Below are 25135 nucleotides of genomic sequence, written 5' to 3'. Positions count from 1 at the left end.
AAAGTCCTCCCGAGTATGCGCTCGCCAAGTGGAGGCGACTCTCATCAGCGCCGCCTCGGCCTCGGCTGGCATACGGCGTGGTCATTTGAGACGCACGTCGAACAGCGCAGCCCCGACGAAAAATAACCTCACGGCATCTCCTTCACACCCACCGGAATGCCATGACTTCGAACTGCTTCCCACCTCCGGCGCACATCGCAGCCCGGCCTCTGAATCGAGTGCTTGCACTCGCCCTGGGCGCTCCGTTCGCGCTGATGCCGGTCGCGGCCCTGGCCGACACCGGCCCGGCTTGCCAGAACGGCGCGCCGACGGCCTGCCAGATCATCTATCTGACGCCGACGGCCGGTGACGGGGACGCCGGCGGCATGGGTCAGCCCATTGTCAGCACCTTCACCAATACCCAGACACTGACCGCGGCGCCCGGCGTCAACGGCACTGGAGCGATCCAGCTCGAAACCGTCGCCGGCGACGGCGGCAAGGGCAGCAGCGACGGCGACAACGGCGGCAACGGCGGCCAAGGCAACCAGGTCACAGTCACGGTCGGCCCAGCGGTCAGTGCGCAGGGCAGCAATGCGGGCGGCCTCCTTCGCTTCACCTCCTCGGGCGGCTGGGGAGGCGCCGGCGTCGGCGCATCCATCGGCGGCGCCGGCCACGACGGCACCGGAGGCGGTGGCGGCCCGGTGAGCGTCACGATGAACGCCGGTACGGTGAACAGCACGGATCCCGCGACACCGGGCTTGTATGTCCTCTCGCAGGGCGGGGGCTCGATCTCTTCGGGAACCGATGGCGGCGCTGGCTACTTTGGCGCACTCTCCGGCGATGGCGGGGGCAGCGCCTATGTCACGGCCAACATCGGCGGCAACATCTCCACTGCCGGCACCGGCGCCTCGCTCAACGCGCTGGGCGGCGTCGGCAGCACGGGCACGAACGACAACGGAGGCATCTCCGAAAGCCAGGGACGCACGGGCGGCAACGGCGGATCTTCCAGCCAGGGCATGACCGCGACCGTGACCGGTTCCATCACATCGTCCCAGGCCGACGGCATCGACATGTTTGCGACTGCGGGTAGCGGGGGCAATGGTGGCAACTCGTCTGCTGCGCCTTCGTCGTCCACGGCGGGCAACGGGGGCGCCGGCGGCAATGCCCCGGACGCGACGCTGACCATCTACAACGCCACCGGCGGCCAGAACCAGGGCAGCGTCCAGGGCGCCGGAGTCGGCGCGCTCGTCAGCAGCACCGGCGGCGCTGGCGGCAACGGGGGCGCGGCGGGCAACGCCAAGGTCTCCGCCGGCGGCGTGGGCGGACAAGGTGGCAATGCGGGCAATGTCACGGTCAATCTGCAATCCGGAGGGCAAGTGGTTGGCAACGGCATCGCAGCCCTGTTGGCCGAATCCCTCGGCGGCAACGGTGGCAGCGGCGGCGCCAGCGACTTTGGCAACGCCACCTCTACCAGCGGCAACGGCGGCAACGGCGGCGCTGCCGCGTCGGCTACCGTCGTCATCGGCGCGACGCCGAGCGATGGCACCACGCGGCCTACGAGCGTCACTACCGGCAGCAGCTCATCAGGCTTTGGCGTGGTGGCGCGCAGCGCAGGGGGCAGCGGTGGCGATGCCGCCGTGGCCGTCGGCGCAACCTACGCCGCTGGCGGCAAGGGTGGAGACGGCGGCAACGGCGGCACCGCCAGCGTCACGCTGCTCGACAACGCTTCGGTGACCACGCAAGGCGCCGAAAATGCGCTCACGGATGCGGTGCACGCTGGTGTGTACGTGGTTTCCAGCGGCGGCACGGCCGGCTCGGGCGGCGATGCCAGTGCCGGCATGGGCAGTGCCGCCGGAAGCGCCGGCAAGGGTGGACTCGGCAACACGGCGACCGCGGCCATCGACGGTACGGTCAGCACGACGGGCAGCTTCGTGAACGGGGTGTTGACGCAAAGCCTGGGCGGCATGGGCAGCAGCGGCGGTGATGCGGCCAGCGTATTCGGCTATGCCGGGCCGGCGCGCAACGGAGGCGACGGCGGATCGGTCTATGTGAACGGACAGAACGGCACTGTCACGACCCAGGGCACCGGATCCTACGGCATGGTCGGTCAAAGCATCGGCGGTGGTGGTGGCGCGGGAGGCAATGCCCTTTCGAGCACGACCGGCGTCGCCATCGGCGGCAATGGCGGCGGCGGCGGCAACGGCGGCAATGTGACGCTCGGCCTGCTGTCGAGCGATCCCAATTCAGCGGTGCTGAACGACACGGTGATCACCTACGGCGACGCAGCCATCGGCATCCAGGGTCAGAGCGTTGGTGGCGCGGGCGGCATCGGCGGCAACGCGGTCGCCGTGGGCACGGGTGTATCGCTGGCGATCGGCGGCGACGGCGCCAGCGGCGGCAACGGCGGCGCGGTCAACGTGAACAGCAACGGCCTGGTCACCACGCTGGGCCCGCAGTCGGGCGGCATCGCCGCGCAAAGCGTCGGCGGCGGCGGCGGCAACGGCGGCGCCGCCGTGGCGATCGACGCCGGGGTGCAGATCTCGACGTCGTTCGCGTTGGGCGGCAGGGGAGCCAACGGCGGCCAAGGCGGCGCGGTTAACCTCACCAATGCAGGGCAAGTATCGACCTATGGGGCGGATTCCTACGGCCTGAAAGCGCAGAGCATCAGCGGCGGCGGCGGCCAGGGGGGTACGGCACTGGCCACGGCCGCAGCACTTGGTGGCGATCCGGAAATTCCGACCACCTCCGTCAGCGTCAGCGTGGGTGGCAGCGGCGGCGCCGGCGGCGACCAAAGCAACAGCCCGGTCACGGTGAACAACAACGGCCTCGTGACGACCGCCGGCGCCGGCTCGATCGGCATCATCGCGCAGAACCTTAGCGGCGGCGGCGGCAATGGCGGCGACTCCACCGCCTCCTCGTACGCCAATGGCCTGAACAGCGACAGCACCAATGTCAGCGTCAGCGTCGCCGTGGGCGGCAAGGGCGGCGGCGGCGGCACGGCCGGGTCGGCCACTATCAACAACAACGGCCTGGTGCTCACGATGGGCGCCGACGCCTATGGCGTCTTCGCGCAGAGCGTGGCTGGCGGCGGCGGCACAGGGGGCGCGGGCGACTCGTCCGCCTCGGCCGGGTCTGGCGACAACAGCTACACCGGCTCGGTCACCGTGGGTGGCTCGGGCGGCCAGGGCGGCATCGCAGGCGCGGTCAATGTGAACAACCAGGCGCTGGGCAATATCGCCACGGCCGGCGACGGCGCCAACGCGATCTTTGCGCAAAGCCTGGCGGGCGGTGGCGGTGCCTCCGGCGGCGGGGTGGCCAAGGCCAACGGCGGCTCGATCTCGGCATCCGTGACGGTCGGCGGCAGCGGCGGCAGCGGCGGCACTGCGGGCGCCGTGACCGTGCAGAACCAGGGCAATCTGCTCACCCAGGGCGCCGAAGCGGACGCCGTCCTCGCGCAAAGCATCGGCGGCGGCGGCGGCAAGGCCGGCAAGGGCACCTCCACCACGGGCGGTGCGCCGAACGCAGAGCAGGTGTTCCAGCAGATGAGCAACTCGATCCAGAGCGGCTTGGGCGTGGACACGAGCGGCGTCACCAAGGTTGCCGACAACGTGTACAGCGTGGGCAGCAAGGTGTGGGGCGCGGTCAACAGCGTGACGAAACTCGGCTCAGCCCTCGGCGGTGGCGACGATGACGCCGCGACCGGCACACTGCGCGACGATGATGATGGCGACGGCCAGGCCAGCAGCCTGAAGCTCAATGCCACGCTGGGTGGCCAGGGCGGCGTCGGGGGAGCGGGCGGCGCCGTCTCGGTGATCAACAGCGGTGGCATCCAGACCAACGGCAACAAGTCCGACGGCATTTTTGCGCAAAGCCTTGGTGGTGGCGGCGGCGTGGGCGGTGCCAGCAGCTTCTCGGGCAGCGCGAGCGACGGTGGCTCAGGCGATGACAGCACGAGCGGCGCGCTCACGGTGGGCGGCAGCGGAGCGGGCGCCGGCGCCGGCGGCACGGTGCAGGTGACGAACACCGGCAGCATCGCCACCCTCGGGGTCAGCAGCTATGGCATCAGTGCCCAGAGCGTGGGCGGCGGCGGTGGCAAGGGCGGTGCGACAGCAGCGTCCGCCGGCGCACTGAAAGACTTCACCGTCACGCTGGGCGGTTCCGGCGGTGCGGGCGGCTCGGGCGGCAGCGTGACGGTGGACAACGAAGGCTCGATCAGCACGCAGGAACGCGAATCGATCGCGGTGCTCGCCCAGAGCGTCGGCGGTGGTGGCGGCACTGCGCACCTGCTGTCCAGCGATGTGTCGGCGTCTACCGATTCGCAGAACAACATGCAGATCAATCTCTCGTTGGGCGGCAGTGGCGGTGCGGCTGGAGATGGCGGCGCCACCACCGTGTTGCTCAACCAGAAGCTCGGCAGTCAAGGGACGATCCGTACTTCGGGCGCCAACAGCATCGGTGTGCTGGCGCAGAGCATCGGCGGCGGCGGTGGCCTGATGGTCGCCACCAGCGCCCAATCGGACGCGAAAGGCGGCGGCAACGGGGGCGGCATTCAGAACACGACCCTGCTGCCGCTGACGATCGGCGATGCAAACGGTTCCAGCGGCAACGGCAATACGGTGAATGTGAACGTGGGCAACGGCAACGGCAGTGGGCTCTGGAACGCGATCGGAACGTCCGGCGCCAACGCCCACGGCATCGTGGCACAGAGTATCGGCGGCGGCGGCGGCGTGTTCTCGGGCGCGACACCCTCGGTGGATCTTGCCAAGCTTTTCCCCGGCACCAAGCAAACCGGCAACGGCGGCAGCGTGAACGTGTCGCTGACGGACTGGAGCTTCGACAGCGTGACCACCAGCGGCGCGGGCGCGGTGGGCGTGCTGGCGCAGAGCATCGGCGGAGGCGGCGGCCTCATCGGCGACATGAGCCATGTCCAGCTGGGCACGGCCACCGCCGGCGGGTTGAAAGCCAACCCGAATCAGCAAAGCGGCCAGGGCGGCAACGTCTCGGTGAACGTGGGCGCCTTCAACACGGTTGCCACCACTGGCGCCAATGCACATGGCGTACTGGCACAGACATTGGGCGGCGGCGGCGGCATTCTGGGCGGCACGGCCGACAACCCCGGCTACAGCTTTGCCGGCAGCACGAACTACACCGGCTGCAGCTCGGACAACTGCACCGGGAACGTGAACGTCACCCTCGGCAACTCGGCCACGGTGAGCACGAGCGGCGCGGGCGCCTGGGGCGTCTACGCCCAGAGCAGCGGCAACGGCAGCAACAACGCCACCATCAATGTAGGCCCGTACGCCTCGGTGCAGAGCCAGGGCCAATCGGCTGGCGCCGTCTATGTCGAGGCCACGGGGACTAACACGGTGACGAACGGGGGCACGATTTCCGCGACCAGCACCGGCTTGGCGGTGGGCAGCGCCGCCGGCACGACCACCCTGGACAACCTGAGCACCGGCATCGTCAACGGCAACGTCAACCTGAAGATCGGCTCGAGCTCGGGCAGCGTGCTGAACCGCTTGGGCGGCACGCTCAACACCGGCAGCCTCATGGGTGCCGACGTGGTGCAGAACGACGGCAAGGTGGAGGTCGGCGGCGTCGGCACGGCAGGCGCGGTCACCGAAGTCACCGGCAAGCTGGTACAGGGTTCCACCGGCCGCATCGTGATCGACAGCGATCACGTGGCCGGCACTTCGGACCGGCTGACGGTCGATGGCGATGCGCACCTGGCCGGCGCCATCCAGATGCGCCCCACGCGCCTGGCGCCCACGACCGTTGACGTCATGGACGTCAAGGGCCAACTCGACGCATCGCAGCTGCAGTCGGTCGACCCGATGCTGGTGCACTACCAGATCTCCAGCGCCGGCACCACCGCGGCCGACGGCTCGGCCCAGCAGTCGATCTTCGTGACGCCGCAGGCGCGCTTCGATGCCGCCGCCTCGGGCCTCGGCAAGAATGCCCAATCGGTCGCCGATCACCTCCAGGCCAACTTCAATGCGGGCTCAGGGGGCCTGGGCGGCACCCTTGCCCAGTTGGCCGCGGGCGTGCAGGACCCTGCAACCTACAAGGCGACCCTGACCAGCCTGGGCAACGAAGCCCAGCAGGCTGTGGGCACCTCGCGCCTGGCCGCCAGCCACGCCTTCGTCGAGCGCATGAACTCCTGCCCCACCTTCGATCAGGACAGTGGGACGGACATGAAGGAGCGCGAGTGCGTCTGGGGCCGGATCATCGACAACAGCACCACCGCCAGCGGATCGCAGCACGCCAACTACAGCGCCGGCACGCACTCGGTGCAGGTGGGCGCCCAGAAGCAGATCGCCGAGGGCTGGTTCCTGGGGGCCAGCGCGGCGTACGACAACGAGGACCTCAACAGTTCCACCGGCGCGGGCAGCGTGGACGGCAACGGCGGCGCGGTGGGCATGGTGCTCAAGCGAGAGATCGGCAACTGGACCATTTCGGGCGCCGCGGACTTCGGCTACGGCAACTACGACACCACGCGCAACATCGCCTTCCCTGGCTATGCAGCGCAAGCCACCGGCAGCTTCAACCTCACGCAGTACGGCCTGCACTCCCGCATTGCCTACCTGATCCCGCAACAGAACTGGTACCTCAAGCCCTACCTGGACCTGCATGCGGTGCGCATGCACACCGGGAGCTACAGCGAACAAGGTGCTGGTGCACTGGGCCTCAACGTGAACGGCAACAGCGACACGATGCTCTCCGCTTCCCCGATGGTGGAGGTCGGTGGTCGCGTCGAGATGGACAACGGCATGACGCTGCGGCCCTATGCGGCCGTGGGCGCCACCGTGCACGACAAGAACGAGTGGGGCGCGGACGCGCAGTTCCAAGGGGCGGTGCCTGGCGTGCAGAGCTTCAACACGGCGGCCAGTGCGCCCACCGCCCTGGCAAACGTGCGCCTAGGCGTGGACTTGATGGTGAAGAAGAACCTGCAGTTGCGCGCCGAGTACGGCGGCCAGTTCGGTTCGGGCTACCGTTCCAACGAAGGCGTCCTGCGGGTGAACTACCTCTTCTGACGCACTATTGCCGGTTTCGTCGTGCTTGCCTTCACGCCCCGCGCTGCGTCAGATTCGCGGCATGGCGAACACCACTTCGCCGCTGAAGGCGGCCGTCGACGAGCCGGCGCTGTCGACGTCGTCGAAGGCGAAGCTGCCCAGGATGAACAGCATCGCCCCGTGGACCTTGAACTTCTTCAGCCGCAGTTCGCCATGCACATCATGGCCATCCAGCAACCTGCGAAAACGCGTGGACATGGAAGCGACGAAGGTCCGGCTGATGACGTTCTTCTTGAAGTCATCCAGGTCGTGCGTGAGGATCGCATCGCGAAAGCGGTGCTCTTCGCGATGCTCGACGAAGTCGGCCATGGTCACGAAGGCTAGCTGGTTCAGACACAGGGCGGACTCCACCGCGTTGAAATGCCCTGTCTGGTCTCCATAGAAGGTCGCGGGCACCGAAAAGCGCCCGTGCGACACGAGCTGCGTCAGGCAGTCGGCATCGCGCCACGCATCCTTCAGGTAGACGCACGAGGGCACGTAAGCATCGAGGATGGATGCACGCGCGAGGGGTTCTATGCGACGCGGGCCGAGACGGCGGGCGTGCGGTGCGGAGTCGACCGCGACATGGGCAAACGGTTCTCTGGCTTGGGTCAGCAGCATGGAAAGATCCTTGGTTCGAGTGGGCTAAGCGATCCGGCGCCGGGTTCAGCACCGGAAGACCAGTCTGGGTCGGAATCCTTAGGCTTTGCTGAAACCATGCGCTCGCGCCCTGCGCTTCAGCAAAGGCTAAGCAGCCTCGCGGAGACTTGCGTCCACCATGACGACTCACAATGACCGCAACAATGCATGGCTTCCCGAGCCACTGGACGAATGCCAGATGCGCAGCATCATCGGACTGCTGGACACCTACGAGGCCGACCCCCATGGCGCACGGGTGATGCTGGACCAGTTGTACTGGGATGGAGCCTTGTCCGGCCACCACCGGCAGGCCGTGCGCATCCTGTTCCTGCTGCCCACGGCCGATGCGGATGAACTTCTCGCCCGCGCCTGCAAGGACGAGCAGGCCCGGCGGGTGTTCCTGAGCATGCGTGGCCAATAGAAGCACAGGCTCTCGTCGATTTCCGCGATCACGCAGAAAGGACAACAAGCGATGGATCTGAACCATCCGCAGCAGGGCACGTTGCCTTACACCGCCGGCATTGATAGATTACGGCTTGCGCCATCGCTGGCGCAGTCACAGCCCTTGCAGGAGCACCCATGATCCGGCCGCACGAAGAGAAGGTACCTTCCTACCTGTTCGCGGGCGACGATCTGCCACCGACACAGGCCAGAGATCTCCTTCGAGAGCGCTTCTCTGCCAATTTCGACCTGGTCCTTCCACCTGCGGGCCCCATACGCGTCGACGGTGCCAAGCATCTGGGCCTCATGTTCGGCGGCATGGCCATACTGTGGCGCCAGATGTACGTGCACGGCATCACGCGCGGCGCAGCCTTGATCCGCAGCAGCCAGATCGATCACTACATTCTCACCGTCTCGCTCGAACAGAAGGGGCCGACGCTCCACGTGTTCGACGACGGTCGCGTGCTGGAGCAGCGTGCGGGCGAGCCCGTGGTGCTCGACATGGCACGCCCGATTCACCTGGACATCCAGTCCGGCACGGACCTCACGCTGTTCATCCCGCGCGACGCCCTTGACGAACTGCTGCCGCGCCGCCTCGACCTGCACGGCGTTAAGCTCCAGGGGACGGTGGCAGCGCTGCTCATCGAGCATCTGCGAACGGTGGTGCGGGAGGGCTCCGGTCTGCATCCCGCGGAAGGACAGCTTCTTTCGCGCAGTACGCTGCATCTACTCGCTGCCTGCCTGGCGCCCATGAGCAACTCGATGGCACTGGCGCGCCCGCAGGCAGAGCACCTGCTGGTGCGTCGTATCGGCCAGTACGTGGAGTCCCGGCTAGCCGACCCGGATCTTTCGGTGGAGCAACTCTGCGCTGCCTTCGACCTGTCCCGCTCGAGCCTGTATCGGCTGCTCGAGCCCATGGGCGGCGTGGCTGCCTTCATTCGAGAGCGCCGGCTCAGCAAGGCGCACCAGTTGCTCGCTGGGGCCCAGGAGCGCGTTCACCTAAAGCGCGTAGCCGACGAATTCGGTTTCCGGTCGGCGGCGCAGTTCAGCCGCGCCTTCCACGATCAGTTCGGCTACTCACCCAGCGAAGCAAGGGGGTGGATCGCGCCTCTGGCCGACAGTTCGTCGCCCTTGCAGTCGGAAGCGCGCCGCTTCGCCACTTGGCTCTACAGCCTGCATCACTGATCGGTGCCCGGTCGCCCCGGTCTCAGCCGACGATCGCGGCAAGCCGCCGCTGGATGATCGAATCGGCCTCAGACATGATGCGTTCGATCAGGTCGGCGACGGACGGGATGTCGTCGATCAGGCCGGCCACCATTCCGCAGCTCCATGCGCCCGCGTCCATCTCGCCGTCGTACATGACGCGCGGATAGACGCCCGCGACCTCGTCGGCGATGTCCTTGAACTGGATGCTGCTGCCGAATTCGCGCTCTTTCTGCAGCATGCGTTCCACCGCGGCGTTCGTCAGCACCCGCTCGGTGTTGCGCAAGGGGCGCATCACCAGCCGCGTATCCAGTTCGCTTGCGCGGACGATGGCGTCCTTGACGTTCTGGTGGACGGGCGCCTCCCGGGTCGCCAGGAAGCGCGTGCCCATGTTGATCCCTTCCGCCCCGAGCGCCAACGCCGCCACCAGCGAGCGGCCATCGGCCATCCCACCCGAGGCGATGAACGGAACCTTCAGTTCCTGCGCCGCGCGCGGCAGGAGGATGAAGTTGGGCACGTCGTCTTCGCCGGGGTGGCCGCCGCACTCGAAGCCATCGACACTGATCGCGTCGCAGCCGATGCGCTCGGCCTTCAGCGCATGGCGTATCGAGGTGCACTTGTGGATGATCTTGACGCCCGCCTCGTGCAGCACCGGCAATACCTTCTCGGGGTTGTTGCCCGCCGTCTCCACCGCCTTCACGCCGCCTTCGATGATGGCGCGGACATAGCCTGGGTAGTCAGGTTGCTTCACGCTCGGCAGGAAGGTGAGGTTCACGCCGAAGGGCTTGTCCGTCAGCTCGCGGCATCGGCGGATTTCCTCGGACAGCTTCTCGGGCGTGGGCAGGGTCAGCGCCGTGATGATGCCGAGCCCGCCTGCGTTGGACACCGCCGCTGCGAGCGGCGCCAGACCCACGCAGTGCATGCCGCCCTGCACGATGGGATGTTCGATGCCGAAGAGTTCCGTGATCCTGGTTTTCATGGTCGAGGCCTTTTGCAACTAGTGGCGAATTAGGCGGCAGCGGACGCGGGGGCGCCGAATTGCTCCCTCAGCCGGGCCTTCAGCATCTTTCCCGTGGCGCCGAGCGGAATGGCATCGACGAACACCACGTCGTCGGGGATCTGCCATTTAGCAATCTTCCCTTCGAAGTAGGCCAGCAGCTCCTCGCGGGCCACGTCCGCGCCGTTCTTCTTTTGGACGACAACGATGGGACGCTCGTCCCACTTGGGGTGCTTCACGCCGATGCAAGCCGCCATCGCCACTGCGGGGTGGGACATCGCGATGTTCTCGATCTCGATGGAGCTGATCCACTCGCCGCCGGACTTGATGACGTCCTTGCTTCTGTCGGTGATCTGCATGAATCCGTCGGGATCGATGGTGGCGACGTCGCCGGTGCAGAACCAGCCGTCGACAAGAGGGTCACCGCCCTCGCCCTTGAAGTATCCGCTCACGATCCAAGGTCCGCGCACCAGCAGGTCGCCGGAGGCGCGACCGTCCCACGGCAATTCGGCGCCGCGTTCGTCCACGATCTTCATCTCGACGCCGTAGACGGCCCGGCCCTGCTTTTCCAGCACGCGCAGGCGCTCGTCCAGCGGCAATGCCCTGTGCTTCGGCTTGAGCGTGCACACCGTGCCCAAGGGGCTCATCTCGGTCATGCCCCATCCGTGCTGCACGCGCACGTCGAGGTCTTGCTCGAAGCCCCGAAGCACGGCAGGCGGACACGCCGCCCCGCCGACCACCGTGCGCCGCAGGCTGGAGAAGCGCAGGCCGTTCGATTGGACGTGGGCGAGCAGCATCTGCCAGACCGTCGGCACGCCGGCGGCCAGCGTGACCGACTCCGACTCTATGAGTTCGTAGACCGATTTCCCATCGAGGGCCGGGCCGGGCAGCACGAGCTTGCAACCCACCAGTGCCGCCGAATAGGGAATGCCCCAGGCATTGACGTGGAACATGGGCACTACCGGCAGCACCGAGTCAAAAGCCGACAAGCCCATCATGTCAGGCAGCACCGAGCCGTAGGCATGCAAGATGGTGGAGCGGTGGCTGTACAGCGCACCTTTTGGATTGCCTGTGGTTCCGCTGGTGTAGCAGAGGCTGGAGGCCGTGCGTTCGTCGAGCGTCGGCCAGGCATAGCTCTCCTTTTGGTCGGCGATCCACGCCTCGTAGCTTTCCAAGTTTGGGATGCCGGTGTCCGCCGGCAGCTTGTCGGCGTCGCAAAGCGCGATCCACTTCCTGACCATGCCGCATCTGGCGTGGACGGCCTGCACCAGCGGCAGAAAGGTAGTGTCGAAGAGAAGTACCTGGTCTTCCGCGTGATTGACTATCCACGCGATCTGGTCGGGGTGCAGCCGTGGATTGATGGTATGCAGTACACGGCCCGATCCGCTCACCCCGTAGTAGAGTTCCAGATGCCGGTATCCGTTCCATGCGAGCGTGGCCACACGATCGGAAACCTGCAGGCCTTCGCCATCCAGTGCATTGGCCACGCGTCGGGAGCGGGCGGCGCAGGCGGCCCATGTGTAGCGATGAACGTCGCCCTCGACTCGGCGCGAGACGATCTCGCCGTCGCCGTTGTGGCGTTCGGCGAATTCGATGAGCTGGGAGATCAGCAAGGGCTGATCCTGCATGAGGCCTTTGAGCATTTGAGTCTTGTCTCCTTTGTTCGTCATTCAGGAAATGGGGCGGGCCAGTTCGGCCAGCGCGAGCCGATGTCCCGCGACAACCTCGGCGGAAATCGTCGCGAACAGCGCGTGGATCAAGACCAGGCTGACGCCATGCCGTCTGGACAAGGTCGCCAGAAGCCGGGCGCGCTGCTTCTGCCGCGCCGGGTCTGAGGGCATCTCGCCCAGCCGGGCCTTGAGCATGCCCACCTCCCGCGTCTTCTCGAAGCGCCGCGCGAGCAGCGCGATCCACTCGTCGTCGATGAGGTCGATGGCCTCGCGCAGGTCGCGAAGCCGCACCTCGGCCATCTCCTTCTCGATGTCCGGCGGGTTCGGCATGTGCTCAGTCCATCCGGATGCCCAGGGGCTTCACATCGCGATTGAGTTGCTCGATGTCCTTTGTCAGCGATGCGCTGAATTGCGCGGGAGTCGTTGACAGCATTTCTGAGCCGATGTTCCTGGCCGTCTCCAGCAGCGCCGGCTGCTTGATCGCAGCCGCCAAGTCGCGCTGGATGCTGCTGGCAAGGGCTGGCGTCATGCCGGGCGGACCGAACACGCCGACCCATGCCGGCACGTTCACGCCTTCGATGCCCTTTTCCTTGAGGGTGGGAATGTTCGGCAACTCGGCCAGCCGCTTGTCGGCCGCCACCGCCAGCGCGCGGACCTTGCCCTGGGCGACCAGGGTGGAAGCGAAGGCCGAGCCCCAGAAGACCATGTCGATGTGCCCTGCCATCAGGTCGTTAATGGGTGAACCGCGATAAGGCACGTGCACCAGCTTTGTCCCGGTAGATTTCTCGAAGAGCGCACCGACCAGATGCGTAGTATTGCCGTTGCCTGCAGAGCCAAAGGTGAGCGCCCCCGGCTTTGCCCGCGCCGCATCGAGCAACTGCTCCAGATTCTGGTAGGGCGAGTTCGCGGCCACCAGCAAGGCGAAGCCCGCCGTACCCGTGAGTTGCGAGATCGGCGTGAAGCCGGTGAGCGTGTCGTAGGGAAGCTTCTCGAAGAGCACCGCATTGGTGGCATGGCCGCCGGTGGTCACCAACAAGGTAGTACCGTCCGGCTTGGCCTTGTTCACTTCGGTGGAGCCGATGATGGCGCTGGCGCCCGGCTTGTTCTCGACGACATAGTTGTTGCCGTTGATCTTGTGCAAGGCCTCTCCAAGCTGTCGCGCAAGGATGTCGGTGAAGTTGCCCGCCGCATAGGGCACGATGATCTTGACGGTGGACTGTGCCAGCGCCGCGGAAGATGCCGCGCACAGGACTGCGGCGCCGATGGAGCCGGCCAGCAGCCGGCGCAGGGTGGAAGAGGCCGTCACGAATACATCCTTTTTCAGAAGTCGGGTTGTTGCAGCAAGAACTGCACGATGGCCTGCGCGAGCAGGCCGGGCGCCTGGACCGCCGCCGAATGGCCGATTCCTTCCAGCGACTCCCAGGCGGCGCCTGGAATGCGGCCGGCCAGGGCCTGCATCACGTTCGCAGGCACCACCTGGTCCAGCGAACCGGATATGCACAGGGTGGGCGACTGGATACGCGCCGGGTCCAGGGCGTGTACCTCCTGCGCCAGCGCGCTGCGCTTGCCGGGCATCGCGCTGGCGAAGCGCGAGGTCAGGGCCGGGTGCCGGGCGACGTGCTCGGGCGTGTAGAACATCGAGGCCAGTTGCCCAGCCGTTTCGGGCAGTCCGGCGCGCAGCGACTGCATGCGGGCCATGCCTTCGGGATTCAGCTCCGGCAGGGAGCGGTCCAGGGGCCAGGTGTTGCACAGCGACAGAGACTGCACGCGCTGCGGATAGGCAATGGCCAGCGCTTGCGCGATGCGTCCGCCAAGCGAGGTGCCGAATACGCTGTACCGCGCATGGCCGAGGTGCCCCATTAGCTCGGCGGCATCCTCGGCAAGTTCGGGAATGTGATGCTCGCCAGTCTTGTTCACGGTCTCGCCGCATTCGCGCTGGTCGTAGATCACGACCTGCGCATGCAGTGCCAGTGCTTCGGCCAGCGCATCGAAGCTGTGACGGTTGGCTTCGGCGCCATGCATCAGCACGATCGCGGGCCCGCTGCCGCGCAGCTCGTAGGCGGTGTGGGTGCCCTGCAGGTTGGCAAACTGCGTCATGCCGACTCGCCCTCCTCCTGCGCCAGATCGAAGGTCAGCTCGATCTTCAGCCCCAGCGGATCGCGGATGAACAGCTGGTGCAGCGTCCACCCCGGCACGGGAGCTTCGGTGTAGGCGATCTTCAGCGCATCGAGCCTGGCGCGGGTGCGGGACAGGCCCGAGGCACGGAAGGAGATGTGGTCCAGCGCCACGGCTTCGGGGCTGGGCGCGCGGCCGGAGGCATACAGGTGCACCATCGGCTGATTGCCCACGTACAGCCAGTAGCCAGGGAAGCGCAGTTGCGGACGCTCGCCGGGCACGAGCCCGAGCGTGCGCATGTAGAAATCGCGCAGCCCATCCAAGTCCTGCGCGTCGCAGCGCAGGGTGAAGTGATGCAGGCCGCGAACCGGCGTGTCCACGATGGTTGACTCAGGCCACGGACTCGGGACGGCGCAGAATCCGGGTCAGCGCCTTACCTAGCTCGCCCGACGGATCGGTGGGCACCCAGGGCATGCGCCACGCGACGTGGCCGTCCGGACGCACCAGCACCGCGCCGTGCAGGCCCATGTCCAGGCCGTCGCGCGAATCCACCGAGGGCAACTGGTGCGTGGCCACCCTCACCCCAAGCCGCCCGCCGACGTCGCGTGCCACGGCGGCCCAGTCCGCGGACTGCGGACCGTGGACCAGCACGAAATCGCGATCGAACAGATCCAGCGTCGAGTGCTGGCGCGCCAGGTCGAGCCAGAAGTGCGGGAAGCGCGCGCCCGGCCGATCAGTGGGATCGTAGCGGCTCAGGGTCAGGCCGCGCGGCGCCGTACCGTCGGGGATCACTGCGCCGTCCTCGTAGCTGAAGCCCAGACCCAGGCCGATGCTGTGGCTGTGGTGGAAGGTGTCCTTGATCCAGAACTCGATCGCCTGCAGGTTCTTGGCGCGGTAGGCCTCTTCCAACTGGACGAAGCGCATGGTGTTGCCGTGGCTGAAGTCCGCGTTGGCCTGTCCGATCGGACGGCGCTCGCTGTCGTAGCTGTCCAGCAGCGCGCTGCCGGCCTGGCCGCGCAGCACCATCGAGAGCTTCCATGCTAAGTTGTGCGCGTCCTGGATGCCGGTGTTCATGCCATAGCCGCCGGTCGGCGGAAAGCGGTGCGCCGCGTCGCCGACCAGAAAGGCACGGCCACGGGCATAGCGCTCGGCCACCTGCTTGCTCACGCGCCAGGCCGAGCGGCTGATGATCTTCACATCCAGGTTCGGGACGCCCGAGTGAGCACGTGCCAGCTTTACCACTTCCTCGTCGGAGCGCATCGGCGGCATGGCCTCGTTGCCGTCGCCCACCCGCGTGACCGTGAGCCAGCGGTCGGCGCCATTGGTGTTGAGGACGGCACCCCCGGGCACCGAGCGGTCGCCCGGCATGACGCGGAAGACGCCGACCTGCCGCACGCTCGGAATGTGCGACAAGTCGCCCTCCCAGAAGTCGTTGTTCATCAGTGCGAGGCTGGCCGGTCCGTTCATCTGGATGTCCATCATCCGGCGCACGCTGCTGCCCGCGCCGTCGGCAGCGACGAGGTAGGCGGCCGTCCAGGTCGTCTGTGCCTCGGTGCCCACATCGCGCGTCACGACCTGCACGCCGTCGCCCCGCTCCTCGTAGCGCACGAACTCGGTCTCGAACAGCACCTTGCCCCACTTGGAGCCGCGCACGGCTTGGTAGAGCTCGTCCTCGACGGCATCCTGGGAGACCGTGCACTTCCAGGCCGGCGTCTGACCGTAGTCGATCTCGCGCGGCACGCGCCCGATCTCGTCGCCGGCGATCGACTCCACGAAGGCGAAGCCGTTGGCATCGTCAGGCAGCCCGCGCGCCTTCACCTGTCGCTCGATGCCCCACTGGCGAAAGAGCTCCATCGTGCGCACCCAGGTCCCCCGGGCGCGCGGATGGTCGGTCAGGCCCGCGTTGCGCTCCACCACCACGAAGGGAATCTCGAACCTGTCCATGAGCAGTGCCGTGGCCAAGCCCGTGGGCCCGGCGCCGACGATGAACACGGCCGTGCCGTGCGTGGACGGGGGAAGAACGATAGGATTCATGGCTCGAATTCGATATGTGGACAAGGACTCGCTGGCATCGCTGCCATGCCGTCAATGTCTCACCCGGGCCGCCGCTGCCGGTAGCGTGACACTGCAAAGAAATAGCGAGAAAGGGCCATGAAGAATCCGACGTCGGGCTTTGCCACACAGACGGCCTACAACGAGGCGCTCAATGAACTGGGCGAACGCCGGGATGGCCCATGGGTGCTCGCCATCTCCGCCGCCAGCGTGCGCTCCACGTCCGAGCGCAGACAGAAGCACGAAGGAAGGTGGCATCAGCACCACCGGGGCCAGCTCATGTTCGTCGACGACGGCGTGCTCTTGGTGCGCACCGAGGGAGAGTCCTGGGTGGTACCGCCGGGCCGGGCCGCATGGGTTCCCCCGGGCAAGACACATGCCGTGAGCGGCACGGACGTCACCAACAGCTGGCACCTGTACTTGTCTCCCAAGGCCAGCAGGGTGCTGCCGCCCAAGCCCTGCGTGGTCACCCTGAATGCGCTGATCGAGGACCTGGCGCCGCGTGCCGTGTCATGGAGCGAACAGGAGCGCTTGACTGCCACGCAACGTAGGCTCATGACGGTCTTGCTGGACGAGTTGCGGACGGCGCCGCTCAATCGGATGCAACTGCCCCTGCCGCGCGACCGGCGGCTGCTGCGCATCGCCTCCGCGATACTGGACAACCCGGCCGACGAGCGTACGCGCGATGAATGGGCTGCCTGGGCGGGCCTTTCCTCGCGGACCCTGACCCGCCTGTTCCAGCAGGAGGTCCAGATCACATTTCACCAGTGGCGCGAGAAGGTGGTGCTGACGGCGGCACTGGAGCGCCTGACGCATGGCGAAAGCGTGGCGGGCGTGTCAGATGCGCTGGGCTATGCCACGCCCAGCGGATTCATTGCCATGTTCCGACGGCATTTCGGGGAGTCGCCAGCACGGTATCTGGCTTCTCAATAGCCTCCCCGCGCCGGCAGGTGTGCCGCAGATTCACTCGTTGGGTTTCACGCCCTGCCGGCGATGGGCCACCACCGTTTCCCGGTTGATGGAAGCGTAGATCGCGAGCGCGGCCTCCGGATCCATCGAGTACTTCCGAGCCAGCGCACGAATGAGCTGGGCCCGGTGCTGCACCCGTTCGGGCAGGCTCACCGGCAGATCGCGCTCCAGCTTGATCTGGCCGATCGCCTGCGTCTTCACGAAGCGCTTGGCGAGCAAGGCGATGATGTCTTCGTCGATTCTGTCGATATCGTCCCGAAGGGTGCTCAAGCTGTCCTCACTCATGATTTTCTCCAAGGCTTTGGTCCTGTGTCCGATCTTCCCTCGCAGGAGGGGGATTCATTCGCGCGCAAGAATACGCTTCAAGGCACTGCCGAGGCTGTCCAGCGGGTCATCCGGCAGGTAGGGCATGCGCCATGCCACGTGGCCGTCGGGCCGCACCAGCACGGCGCCGCGCAGGCCCATCTCGAGCCCGTCGCGCGGGTCCACGCGCTCCAGTTCGAAGCTGCGAATCGAAAGCGCTGTCCGCTGACTCAGTGCTGCCGCAGCCTCATGCCACTGCGGTGCCTTGGGTCCCGTCATCAGCACGAAATCGCGATCGAACAGGTCGATGGTCGAACGCGCCCTGGACAGATCAAGCCAAAGGTGGGGAAAGCGCCCACCCGGACGGTCCGAAGGGTCGTACCAGCGGGTACGCTGCGCCTGCTTGACAGTGCCGTCCGGAATCAGCGCACCCTCATCGTAGCTGAAGCCCAGGCCAAGGCCGTCGTTGTGGTTGTGGTGGACCGAGTCGCGGATCCAGAAGTCAATCCGATCCTGGTTGCCCGATGCGAATGCGGCCTCCATCTGGCCGAAGCGCGCGGTGTTGCCCATGCTGAAGTCGGCGTTGGCGTGGCCGATCGGGCGCCGTTCGCTGTCATAGCTCTCCAACAGGCTGGCACCTGCGTGCCCCTTGAGCACCAGGGCGAGCTTCCAGGCCAGGTTGTGCGCATCCTGGATGCCGGTGTTCATGCCGAAGCCCCCTGTGGGCGGAAAGCGGTGGGCGGCATCGCCGGCAAGAAAGACGCGGCCCTTGCGATAGTGCGCCGCCACCTGCCGGCTTGCGCGCCAGATCGAGCGGTTGATGATCTTCACTTCGAGCCCCGGCAGCCCTGTGTGCGCACGCGCATTGTGTATCACCTCTTCTTGGCTCCAGGGTCGTGCGCTGCTGCCCTCGCCCACACCACCGATGCGGCTGATCGTCAGCCAGCGGTCGTGCGCGTTGGTGTTGAGGACGGTGGCGGTGGGCACGCCCGGCAGGTCCGGCGAGACGCGGTAGCCGCTGACATGCTGCGTGCTCTCGATGTGCGACAGGTCCATCTGCAGGAAGTCGTTGCACATCGTCGCGAAGACCGGCGAGCCCTCCATCGCGATGCCCAGTGCCTCGCGCACGCCGCTTCCTGCCCCGTCCGCGGCAACCAGGTACTTCACCGCCCAGCGCTTCTCCTGACCTGTTTTCAGATCGCGCGAGCGCAGTTCGACGCCATCGGGGATCTCGCGATGCTCGAGAAACTCGGTGGCGTAAAGCAGCTGGCCGATCTCGGCGCGGCGAGCGGCGGCGAGCAACTCGTCCTCGACGGCGTCCTGCGCGACGGTGCAGCGGAGCACGGGGCTGTCATTGCGGTTGGGCTGCGGCGGCGTCCGTCCGAACTCGCGCCCTGCGATGCTCCGCACGAAGGCGAAGCCCCCCGCGTTGTTAGGAAGCCCGCGGTCGCGGACGGGCTTGTCGATGCCCCAGATGCGAAACAGCTCCATCGAGCGCGGCCAGACGCCTCGCGCTTTCGGGTGATCTGTGGTGCTTGCGCTCCGCTCGAAAAGCACCGACGGTATGCCGTGCCGGCTCAGGAGCAGGGACATGCTCAACCCCACCGGCCCGCCACCGACGATGGCCACTAAGGGAGATGGGCTGGTGATGGAGCCGGACTGGTGCGTGAGCGTCTTGCCCTCGTTGAGATTCATGGCTTCCATTGCTTGTTTTCGTCCTGGCTCAAATCTCGCGCGCCCATGCGCCTGTGGCTGTCGACCACCTCTTCGTTGATCGGCTGGTAGATGCGCTGGACAAGCCCTGCATCCAGGCCGAAGCGCAAGGACAGTTCCTTCAACAGCCCTGCGCGATGCGCGCGCCGATCCGGATGGGTCGCACTCAGGCCGTCGCGAATCTTGATCTCGCCGATGGCACGGGTGATGTCGAATCGTCGCGCCACGAGTTCCACGAGCTCTCGGTCCAATTCGTCGACCTCGCGGCGTAGATCGGTCAGGTTGTTTGCGGCCATTTCTTGCAGGATGAAAGTGGGACGGGGACGGTAACTACTGTGTCATGCACCGGTGCGAAGTGGTAACGTAGCGGCGACGATCGGTAGTGATTTCTCGCCATGCCCTCCGACCCGAACCCGATGGATCAGGCCGCCAGCCATACGCAGGCCCTTCACGCCTTGTCCAGGCGATCGTCGGGGCCGATGCTGGTGGCGCTGCAGTCGGGCACAGCGCGCAGCGCGCGCAGCCAAGGCAAGGGGATCTCGCGCGAGACCCGATCTCATGCCCACGCGCAGGGGCAACTCATCTGCATCGACGACGGACTCATGCGCATCCACACGGACCGTGGCAGCTGGGTTCTGCAGCCCGGACGGGCCGTCTGGATGCCGCCCCACGCACCCCACGGCGTCAGCGTCTACGGCGTGAGCACCAGCTGGAACGTGTTCATCTCGCCCGAAGCGGCGCTCGTGCTGCCGCACGAACCCTGCGTGCTGTGCGTCAGCGACCTGGCTCGCGCGCTCATGATGCGCGCGGCCTCCTGGACCTGGCAGGAGGAATTGCAACCGCACCAGGAACGATTGATCGCAGTGCTGCTCGACGAGCTGCGGCAATCCGACCCGAGTGCGATGCACCTGCCGCTGCCTAGCGACAGGCGCCTGTTGCGCATCGCCAATGCCATCCTGGAGTCGCCCGGCGTCCAGCGCACGCTCGGCGAATGGGCAGCCTGGGCCGGCATGTCCGCGCGCACCGTCAACCGCCTGTTCGACGCCGAAGTCGGCATGAGCTTTTCGCACTGGCGCCAGCAGGCCATGGTGATCCATGCGCTGGAACGCCTCGCGCTGGGGGAGGCGGTTTCCGTGGTGGCCGATTCGCTCGGCTATGCAAGTCCCAGCAACTTCATCGCGATGTTCCGGCGCTCGTTCGGGCAATCGCCGATGCGCTACCTGTCCGGCGGCGCGAAGCCAGGCTGACGAGGCTTTGTAGCGGTAGGCCAACCGCGGCGTGCCCTGGCGCTGCGAGCGCCCATGGCATGGCGTTCGTCCCGAAATCAACACTTTTCGTCCCGTGCGTGCTAACGGTCGAGGCGGGGTCGGTGTGACATTGCCCGCTTCCCATCCATCCCATCCTCTGCAGATCAACATGTTTGAGTACTTCAAGGACAACTACGCTTGGAATATCGCAGTCGCGACGCTGGTAGAAGAGGTCGGCACACTGGCCGAACCCATGGAGGCGTTCCAAGCGGTAGCCCACCTGGCCGACGCTGATCCCACTGTCGCCAATCAGGCCTGGCACGACGCCATGATGGCCCTCGGCCAGAGGCTCGAGCGGCTGGCAGATGAGGACCTGGCGGCGGGCCATGCCCTCAGCGCCGCGCGCAAGTACCACCGGGCCTCGATGTACCTCATTCGCGTCGAGCGCATGATGCCGCCTCGCAATTCGGACCGACTGGCGGTGTACCGCCGGGCTCTGGCGAACTTTCGCAAGGCTCGCGAACTTGGCAGAGACGGTGTTGAGTTCGTCGGGATTCCCTTTGAAGGCAAAGTAATCCCTGCCCTGCTGGTGAAAGCCAAAGGCAGCGCACCGGCGCCGATCGTGATCCACCTGCAGGGCTTCGACTCTGTCAAGGAGACGCAGTGGCCGATGCTGCAGGAGTATCGCCGGCGCGGCCTGTCGGTGCTGATCCTGGACCAGCCCGGCGCCGGTGAAGCACTGCGCCTACACGGACTCACGGCGCGCATCGAGAGCGAGACCTACGTTTCCCGCGCAGTCGACTACATCCTCGGGCGCGCCGACATCCGCACCGAGCAGATCGGCCTGGCCGGCCTGAGCATGGGAGGCTTCTTGGCACCCCGTGCCGCAGCGTTCGAGCCCCGGATCAGGGCCGTCGCCTCCTGGGGCGCGTTCTTCCGTCTGCGGCCGCCCGCGCCGCAGCCTGCCGCAGGCTCTGCCCGGAGCGGCGAGGCGCCGGGCGCCGCGTCCCTCCCGAGCATGCTGGCGCATGCCCTGTGGTCCTGGGGACTGGACACGCCGCAGGAGTTCGGCGCCCTGGCCGAACGCTTCACCCTGGAGGGCGTGGTGGACAAGATCCGCTGCCCCTACCTGGTCATGCACGGCGAAGGTGACCGGCAGATTCCCTGGTCCGATGCCGTCGCCACCTACGAGCAGACCACCGCCCCCGGCAAGCGACTGAAGATCTTCCGCAAGGACGAGGGTGGGATCGAGCATTGCCAGTTGGACAACCGAGCCTTCGGCGCCGACTACCTGACGGACTGGTTCGCAGAGATCTTCTCAGGCAGATAAAGCCGCTCTGCCACCCAAGCGCTACGCCATTTCGCCGCTTCGGGTCAGGTAGCGCGTGGGCGACTCTCCGTGCGAGCGGCGGAACATGGCGATGAAGTTGCTAGGGCTGGAATAGCCCAGCGCATCCGCCACGTTGGAGACGCTTTCCCCGCGCGACAGGCTGGACCTGGCATGCATCAGCATCGCCTCCTGGCGCCACGCCATGAAGCTCATGCCGACCTGGACCTTGAAGAGGCGATTCACCGTCCTGGCGGAAACGCCCGCCCAGTCCGACCACTCGTCCAGGGTACGTGCCTGGCCTGGCTGGGCAAGGATCGCCCGGGCGATACGAAGCAGTCGCCGATCGGTGGGCATCGGCAGATGAAAGGCGTCCTTCGAGGCGTTGCGCAGTCGGTCGAGCAGCACCATCATCAGACGCCTCTGGGATGCCTGCCTCTGCTCGTGGGGTGTCCATCCGACGGCCTGCTGCAGCAGCATCCGCGTCAACGGTTCCACGCTGACGGCACAAGGCTGCGGCGCCATGTGCCTGGACAAGGTGGGAGAAAGAAAAAGGCTCCATGTCAGCGGCCGCTCACCGCTCACGCTGGAGGCGTGCATCACCCCCGGCGGGATCCACGCGGCGCGGTGCGGTGGGAGCAGCCACGTCCCACCGTCGATCAGGACCTGCGCCACGCCTCGTTCGACATAGAGGATCTGTCCTTGCGGGTGCTGGTGCCAGTTCGTCTCGCGCCGCTGCGTCGGTGCCGCGGTGGGCGGGCGCTGCAGGGCAAACAGCGGCTGGCTGGCCATCCACTGCGGCATCGCAGGAGGTGACCAGCCGTCGTTGACGAACGCATCGAGGGCCATGTCTTTCGTCCATTCGCTTCCGATGCCGCCATCGTGCCGACTCCGGCGCGCGCTTCCAGCATCATTAGCAGATCTGATGATCGACTTCAGGCCGACGCATCGTGCACATGCCTCAAAGATGCTCTGCAACCAACTGCGCCATCGCCTGCGGGAGCTGAATGGATGCGGAATGGCCGGCGCCCGGCATCACGATCAAGCGGGCACGCGTGAAGGTGTCGGCCATGCCGCGCATGATCGATGTGGGCACGATCTCGTCGAGCTCCCCGGACAGCAGCAGAACCGGGGCCCGGATCCGATTGGCCGGATCCTCATGGGACTCGACCGCAAGCGCGCGCCGCTGCACCCGGGCGGCGAAGGCCGCCCGGGCCCTCACCCGCTCGACTACCACCGGGTGGGCATCGATGTACCCGGCCGGGTAGTACATCAGGGCGACCTCCCTAGCCGTTTCCGGCAAGGCGTCGGTGAGGTCCCGGAGCTTGCGCAGGCCTTCGGGATTGAGCTCGACCAGCTGGCGGTCGATGGGCCACGTGTTGCACAGCATAAGTTGCGACACGCGCTCCGGCCTGAACATCGCGAAGGCCTGCGCCACGCGGCCGCCCAGCGAGGTGCCCAGTGTGGTCGCTGCAGGAATGCCCAGGTGGTCGAGCAGCTGCGCCGCATCGGCGGCCAGGTCTTCGAGGGTATGGGGCCGCCCGTCGTAGCGCGTGTCCCCGCAGCCACGCTGGTCATAGCTGACCACTGTTGCATGGGGCGCCAGCTCGGCACTGAAGTCGCGGAAGTTGTGCCGGTTTCCTTCGGCACCATGCATCAGCAGGATCGGCGGACCTTCTCCGACGCATTCGTAGGCGGTGGTCGTGTGTTCGAGATCGGCGAATTTCAGGGTCATGATTTCTGAAGCGTGGCCTGCGCTGCGGGCTGGGTTGCCGACGGTGCCCCGACCGTCGTCGAATGGCGGCTGAGAACCTTCTGCAGGACCGCATCCAGCGCCGCCGGGGCGTTCGCGGCGGCGCCCTCGCTGCGCCAGGCGACGATGCCGTCGGGGCGGACCAGCACCGCGCCTTGCGGCCCCACGCCGTAGAGCGCCTGCCAGTCGCCGTCGGCATCGACCAGATCGTCACCGACCACATGGGCGCGAATCGACGGGCCCCGCACGGCGTCGGCCGCGTCCTTCCATGCCTTGCCCTGCGGGCCTGCCAGCAGCACGAATTCCAACCCGAAGAGTTCGATCGTCGAGACCTTCTCGCCCGAGCGAAGCAGCTCGGCGTGCGGCGCCCGGCATCCCGGCGTGGCCGAGGGGACGTACTGCGTCACCGGATCGGCCACCTGCGGCACCGGCGTGTCCGGATCCGGGATCACGGCGGTGGATTCGTAGCGGTATCCGAAGATGACACCACGCTCCTGGAGAAACTCCTCGCGCGCCGTCACCGGCTTGTCCGTGCGCTCCTTGCGGCCCATCGACAACGAGCTCAGCAGCGCGGTGCGCGTCGTGAACTCGCCCATGGGCCGGCGTTCGGCGTGGTAGGTGTCCAGCAGCTCCTCGCCGGCTTCGCCCTTGATCACCGCAGCGAGCTTCCAGGCCAGGTTGTGCGCGTCCTGGACGCCGGTGTTCAGGCCCATGCCGCCGGTCGGCGGCATCTCGTGCGCGGAATCGCCCGCGAGAAACACCGGCCCGTCGCGATAGCGGTCCGAGACGATCGCCGAGGCCCTCCACGCGCCGATGCCCAGCACATCGATGTCCACATCGTCCTGGCCGATCGCGGTGCGGATGGTCTGCTTGGCGAACTCCGGCGTGAACTGCTCGGCGGTGAAGCCATACAGCGACATGGAATTGACCAGGAAGCTCCACCGGTCCGAACCGTTGATGGTCAGGAAGGTGCCGCGCAGGTCGGGTTGCTCGATCATGTAGAGCGCTGCCGGGCGATGCTCCACGAAGCGGCGCAGGTCGGCCCTGAAGTGGACATTGATGCTGTCGTAGATATCTCGTTCTCCCAGCATCTGCGCGCCGATCTGCCGACGGATCGTGCTTTGGGATCCGTCGGCGGCGATCACGTAGCGGGCGCGAAAGGGCGTCGCCTGCCCGGTGCCCGAGTCGACAAGAAGGCCCCTGGCACCGTCGGCCCCATAGCGAAGGTCCTGCATCGAGACGCCGAAACGCACCCCGTCCGGCGCACCTGCCTGCGCATGCCTGCGCAGGATGGGCTCGAGCAAGTCCTGCGCGCAGCTTGCATTGGTAGTGGGGGAGACGCTTCGGGTCTCGGCAGACGCGCTTCCCGGCACCAGGCGGCGCACCTCCTCGCCGGCCAGGCTCGTGGCCCACAGGACCATGCGGCTGAAGCGCGGGTCGAGCCCTGCGGCCCGGATCTCGTTCTCGATGCCCAGCTGCCGGTACATCTCCATGGTGCGCGCGTTGATCGAGCGGGCCTTGGGCAGCGTGGCGGTGCCCGCATGCTTTTCCACGAGCAAGGAGCGAACCCCGGCACGCGACAGATGGATGGAGGCCGTCAGGCCGACAGGGCCGCCCCCGACGATGAGGACCGGGACATCGATCGGGGTGTGGGAGGAGCTAGGGGTCGTCATGG

Annotated in this window: 20 protein-coding genes; 6 read left to right on the top strand and 14 right to left on the bottom strand. The window is 66.9% G+C overall.

Features of this window, described 5'->3' with window-relative positions; translation table 11 throughout:
- Positions 1 to 218 precede the first annotated feature (218 nt).
- Positions 219 to 7013, top strand: a complete 6795-nt coding sequence (locus BM345_RS18755) for an autotransporter outer membrane beta-barrel domain-containing protein (RefSeq protein WP_139237557.1) — start codon at positions 219 to 221, stop codon at positions 7011 to 7013.
- Between the two features lie 48 nt (positions 7014 to 7061).
- On the opposite strand, the gene BM345_RS18750 is transcribed toward BM345_RS18755, so the two are convergent.
- Entirely contained in the window at positions 7062 to 7652 is a 591-nt protein-coding gene (locus tag BM345_RS18750) for an FcoT family thioesterase (protein ID WP_093381931.1), read from the bottom strand.
- 157 nt (positions 7653 to 7809) lie between these two features.
- Here BM345_RS18750 and BM345_RS18745 point away from each other — a divergent pair, with 157 nt between their 5' ends.
- Both BM345_RS18745 and BM345_RS18740 read left to right on the top strand, forming a co-directional pair.
- A complete protein-coding gene (locus BM345_RS18745) occupies positions 7810 to 8091 on the top strand; it encodes a hypothetical protein (protein ID WP_093381930.1) in 282 nt (93 codons plus the stop codon).
- A 158-nt stretch (positions 8092 to 8249) separates the two neighbouring features.
- Positions 8250 to 9296, top strand: a complete 1047-nt coding sequence (locus tag BM345_RS18740) for an AraC family transcriptional regulator (protein WP_093381929.1) — start codon at positions 8250 to 8252, stop codon at positions 9294 to 9296.
- Between the two features lie 22 nt (positions 9297 to 9318).
- On the opposite strand, the gene BM345_RS18735 is transcribed toward BM345_RS18740, so the two are convergent.
- From BM345_RS18735 to BM345_RS18705, 7 genes are read right to left on the bottom strand one after another with little or no spacing between them, the layout of a single operon-like run.
- Positions 9319 to 10293 (bottom strand): NAD(P)H-dependent flavin oxidoreductase, encoded by a 975-nt coding sequence (locus BM345_RS18735; RefSeq protein ID WP_093381927.1) that lies wholly within the window; start codon positions 10291 to 10293, stop codon positions 9319 to 9321.
- Positions 10294 to 10322: 29 nt separating this feature from the next.
- Positions 10323 to 11954 (bottom strand): 3-(methylthio)propionyl-CoA ligase, encoded by a 1632-nt coding sequence (locus BM345_RS18730; protein WP_093381923.1) that lies wholly within the window; start codon positions 11952 to 11954, stop codon positions 10323 to 10325.
- Between the two features lie 27 nt (positions 11955 to 11981).
- Positions 11982 to 12311 (bottom strand): chorismate mutase, encoded by a 330-nt coding sequence (locus tag BM345_RS18725; RefSeq protein WP_093381918.1) that lies wholly within the window; start codon positions 12309 to 12311, stop codon positions 11982 to 11984.
- Positions 12312 to 12315: 4 nt separating this feature from the next.
- A complete protein-coding gene (locus BM345_RS18720) occupies positions 12316 to 13287 on the bottom strand; it encodes a Bug family tripartite tricarboxylate transporter substrate binding protein (RefSeq protein WP_175545058.1) in 972 nt (323 codons plus the stop codon).
- 14 nt (positions 13288 to 13301) lie between these two features.
- The gene (locus BM345_RS18715; RefSeq protein ID WP_093381915.1) at positions 13302 to 14078 is read right to left on the bottom strand and encodes an alpha/beta fold hydrolase; all 777 of its coding nucleotides are present in this window, start codon (positions 14076 to 14078) and stop codon (positions 13302 to 13304) included.
- Positions 14075 to 14476, bottom strand: a complete 402-nt coding sequence (locus BM345_RS18710; RefSeq protein WP_093381914.1) for a VOC family protein — start codon at positions 14474 to 14476, stop codon at positions 14075 to 14077. The genes BM345_RS18715 and BM345_RS18710 overlap by 4 nt, the downstream gene beginning before the upstream one ends.
- A 10-nt stretch (positions 14477 to 14486) precedes the next feature.
- On the bottom strand, positions 14487 to 16130 hold the full coding sequence (locus BM345_RS18705; protein ID WP_093381913.1) for an FAD-dependent monooxygenase: 1644 nt from the start codon (positions 16128 to 16130) through the stop codon (positions 14487 to 14489).
- Between the two features lie 117 nt (positions 16131 to 16247).
- Between BM345_RS18705 and BM345_RS18700 the strand changes: the two genes are divergently transcribed.
- Complete coding sequence (locus BM345_RS18700) at positions 16248 to 17081, top strand: AraC family transcriptional regulator (RefSeq protein WP_093381906.1); 834 nt, start codon at positions 16248 to 16250, stop codon at positions 17079 to 17081.
- A gap of 30 nt (positions 17082 to 17111) precedes the next feature.
- Here BM345_RS18700 and BM345_RS18695 read toward each other — a convergent pair whose 3' ends face one another.
- From BM345_RS18695 to BM345_RS18685, 3 genes are read right to left on the bottom strand one after another with little or no spacing between them, the layout of a single operon-like run.
- Positions 17112 to 17402 (bottom strand): chorismate mutase, encoded by a 291-nt coding sequence (locus tag BM345_RS18695; RefSeq protein WP_093381905.1) that lies wholly within the window; start codon positions 17400 to 17402, stop codon positions 17112 to 17114.
- Positions 17403 to 17456: 54 nt separating this feature from the next.
- Positions 17457 to 19115 (bottom strand): FAD-dependent monooxygenase, encoded by a 1659-nt coding sequence (locus BM345_RS18690; protein ID WP_175545057.1) that lies wholly within the window; start codon positions 19113 to 19115, stop codon positions 17457 to 17459.
- Positions 19112 to 19429, bottom strand: a complete 318-nt coding sequence (locus tag BM345_RS18685) for a chorismate mutase (RefSeq protein WP_093381902.1) — start codon at positions 19427 to 19429, stop codon at positions 19112 to 19114. Before BM345_RS18685 ends, BM345_RS18690 begins: the two co-directional genes overlap by 4 nt.
- A 99-nt stretch (positions 19430 to 19528) precedes the next feature.
- Here BM345_RS18685 and BM345_RS18680 point away from each other — a divergent pair, with 99 nt between their 5' ends.
- Both BM345_RS18680 and BM345_RS18675 read left to right on the top strand, forming a co-directional pair.
- Positions 19529 to 20380 (top strand): AraC family transcriptional regulator, encoded by an 852-nt coding sequence (locus BM345_RS18680; protein WP_254789803.1) that lies wholly within the window; start codon positions 19529 to 19531, stop codon positions 20378 to 20380.
- A gap of 169 nt (positions 20381 to 20549) precedes the next feature.
- Positions 20550 to 21710 (top strand): alpha/beta hydrolase family protein, encoded by a 1161-nt coding sequence (locus BM345_RS18675; protein ID WP_093381895.1) that lies wholly within the window; start codon positions 20550 to 20552, stop codon positions 21708 to 21710.
- Between the two features lie 21 nt (positions 21711 to 21731).
- On the opposite strand, the gene BM345_RS18670 is transcribed toward BM345_RS18675, so the two are convergent.
- The 3 genes from BM345_RS18670 to BM345_RS18660 all read right to left on the bottom strand — a co-directional run bounded on the left by BM345_RS18670 (position 21732) and on the right by BM345_RS18660 (position 25133).
- A complete protein-coding gene (locus BM345_RS18670) occupies positions 21732 to 22556 on the bottom strand; it encodes an AraC family transcriptional regulator (protein WP_254789802.1) in 825 nt (274 codons plus the stop codon).
- A gap of 112 nt (positions 22557 to 22668) precedes the next feature.
- On the bottom strand, positions 22669 to 23442 hold the full coding sequence (locus BM345_RS18665; protein WP_093381894.1) for an alpha/beta fold hydrolase: 774 nt from the start codon (positions 23440 to 23442) through the stop codon (positions 22669 to 22671).
- Positions 23439 to 25133, bottom strand: coding sequence for an FAD-dependent monooxygenase (locus BM345_RS18660; RefSeq protein WP_093381893.1), 1695 nt, complete (start codon positions 25131 to 25133; stop codon positions 23439 to 23441). Before BM345_RS18660 ends, BM345_RS18665 begins: the two co-directional genes overlap by 4 nt.
- Between the last annotated feature and the right edge of the window lie 2 nt (positions 25134 to 25135).

The organism is Variovorax sp. OV329, from assembly GCF_900114785.1.
GTDB lineage: Bacteria > Pseudomonadota > Gammaproteobacteria > Burkholderiales > Burkholderiaceae_C > Variovorax.
This window is presented reverse-complemented; position numbering and strand designations above follow the sequence as displayed.

Coding starts and splice junctions, on each gene's coding strand:
- BM345_RS18750 (WP_093381931.1), bottom strand. CDS start 7,652: ATGCTGCTGACCCAAGCCAGAGAACCGTTTGCCCATGTCGCGGTCGAC.
- BM345_RS18745 (WP_093381930.1), top strand. CDS start 7,810: ATGACGACTCACAATGACCGCAACAATGCATGGCTTCCCGAGCCACTG.
- BM345_RS18740 (WP_093381929.1), top strand. CDS start 8,250: ATGATCCGGCCGCACGAAGAGAAGGTACCTTCCTACCTGTTCGCGGGC.
- BM345_RS18735 (WP_093381927.1), bottom strand. CDS start 10,293: ATGAAAACCAGGATCACGGAACTCTTCGGCATCGAACATCCCATCGTG.
- BM345_RS18730 (WP_093381923.1), bottom strand. CDS start 11,954: ATGCTCAAAGGCCTCATGCAGGATCAGCCCTTGCTGATCTCCCAGCTC.
- BM345_RS18725 (WP_093381918.1), bottom strand. CDS start 12,311: ATGCCGAACCCGCCGGACATCGAGAAGGAGATGGCCGAGGTGCGGCTT.
- BM345_RS18715 (WP_093381915.1), bottom strand. CDS start 14,078: ATGACGCAGTTTGCCAACCTGCAGGGCACCCACACCGCCTACGAGCTG.
- BM345_RS18705 (WP_093381913.1), bottom strand. CDS start 16,130: ATGAATCCTATCGTTCTTCCCCCGTCCACGCACGGCACGGCCGTGTTC.
- BM345_RS18700 (WP_093381906.1), top strand. CDS start 16,248: ATGAAGAATCCGACGTCGGGCTTTGCCACACAGACGGCCTACAACGAG.
- BM345_RS18695 (WP_093381905.1), bottom strand. CDS start 17,402: ATGAGTGAGGACAGCTTGAGCACCCTTCGGGACGATATCGACAGAATC.
- BM345_RS18690 (WP_175545057.1), bottom strand. CDS start 19,115: ATGAATCTCAACGAGGGCAAGACGCTCACGCACCAGTCCGGCTCCATC.
- BM345_RS18685 (WP_093381902.1), bottom strand. CDS start 19,429: ATGGCCGCAAACAACCTGACCGATCTACGCCGCGAGGTCGACGAATTG.
- BM345_RS18680 (WP_254789803.1), top strand. CDS start 19,529: ATGCCCTCCGACCCGAACCCGATGGATCAGGCCGCCAGCCATACGCAG.
- BM345_RS18675 (WP_093381895.1), top strand. CDS start 20,550: ATGTTTGAGTACTTCAAGGACAACTACGCTTGGAATATCGCAGTCGCG.
- BM345_RS18670 (WP_254789802.1), bottom strand. CDS start 22,556: ATGGCCCTCGATGCGTTCGTCAACGACGGCTGGTCACCTCCTGCGATG.
- BM345_RS18665 (WP_093381894.1), bottom strand. CDS start 23,442: ATGACCCTGAAATTCGCCGATCTCGAACACACGACCACCGCCTACGAA.
- BM345_RS18660 (WP_093381893.1), bottom strand. CDS start 25,133: ATGACGACCCCTAGCTCCTCCCACACCCCGATCGATGTCCCGGTCCTC.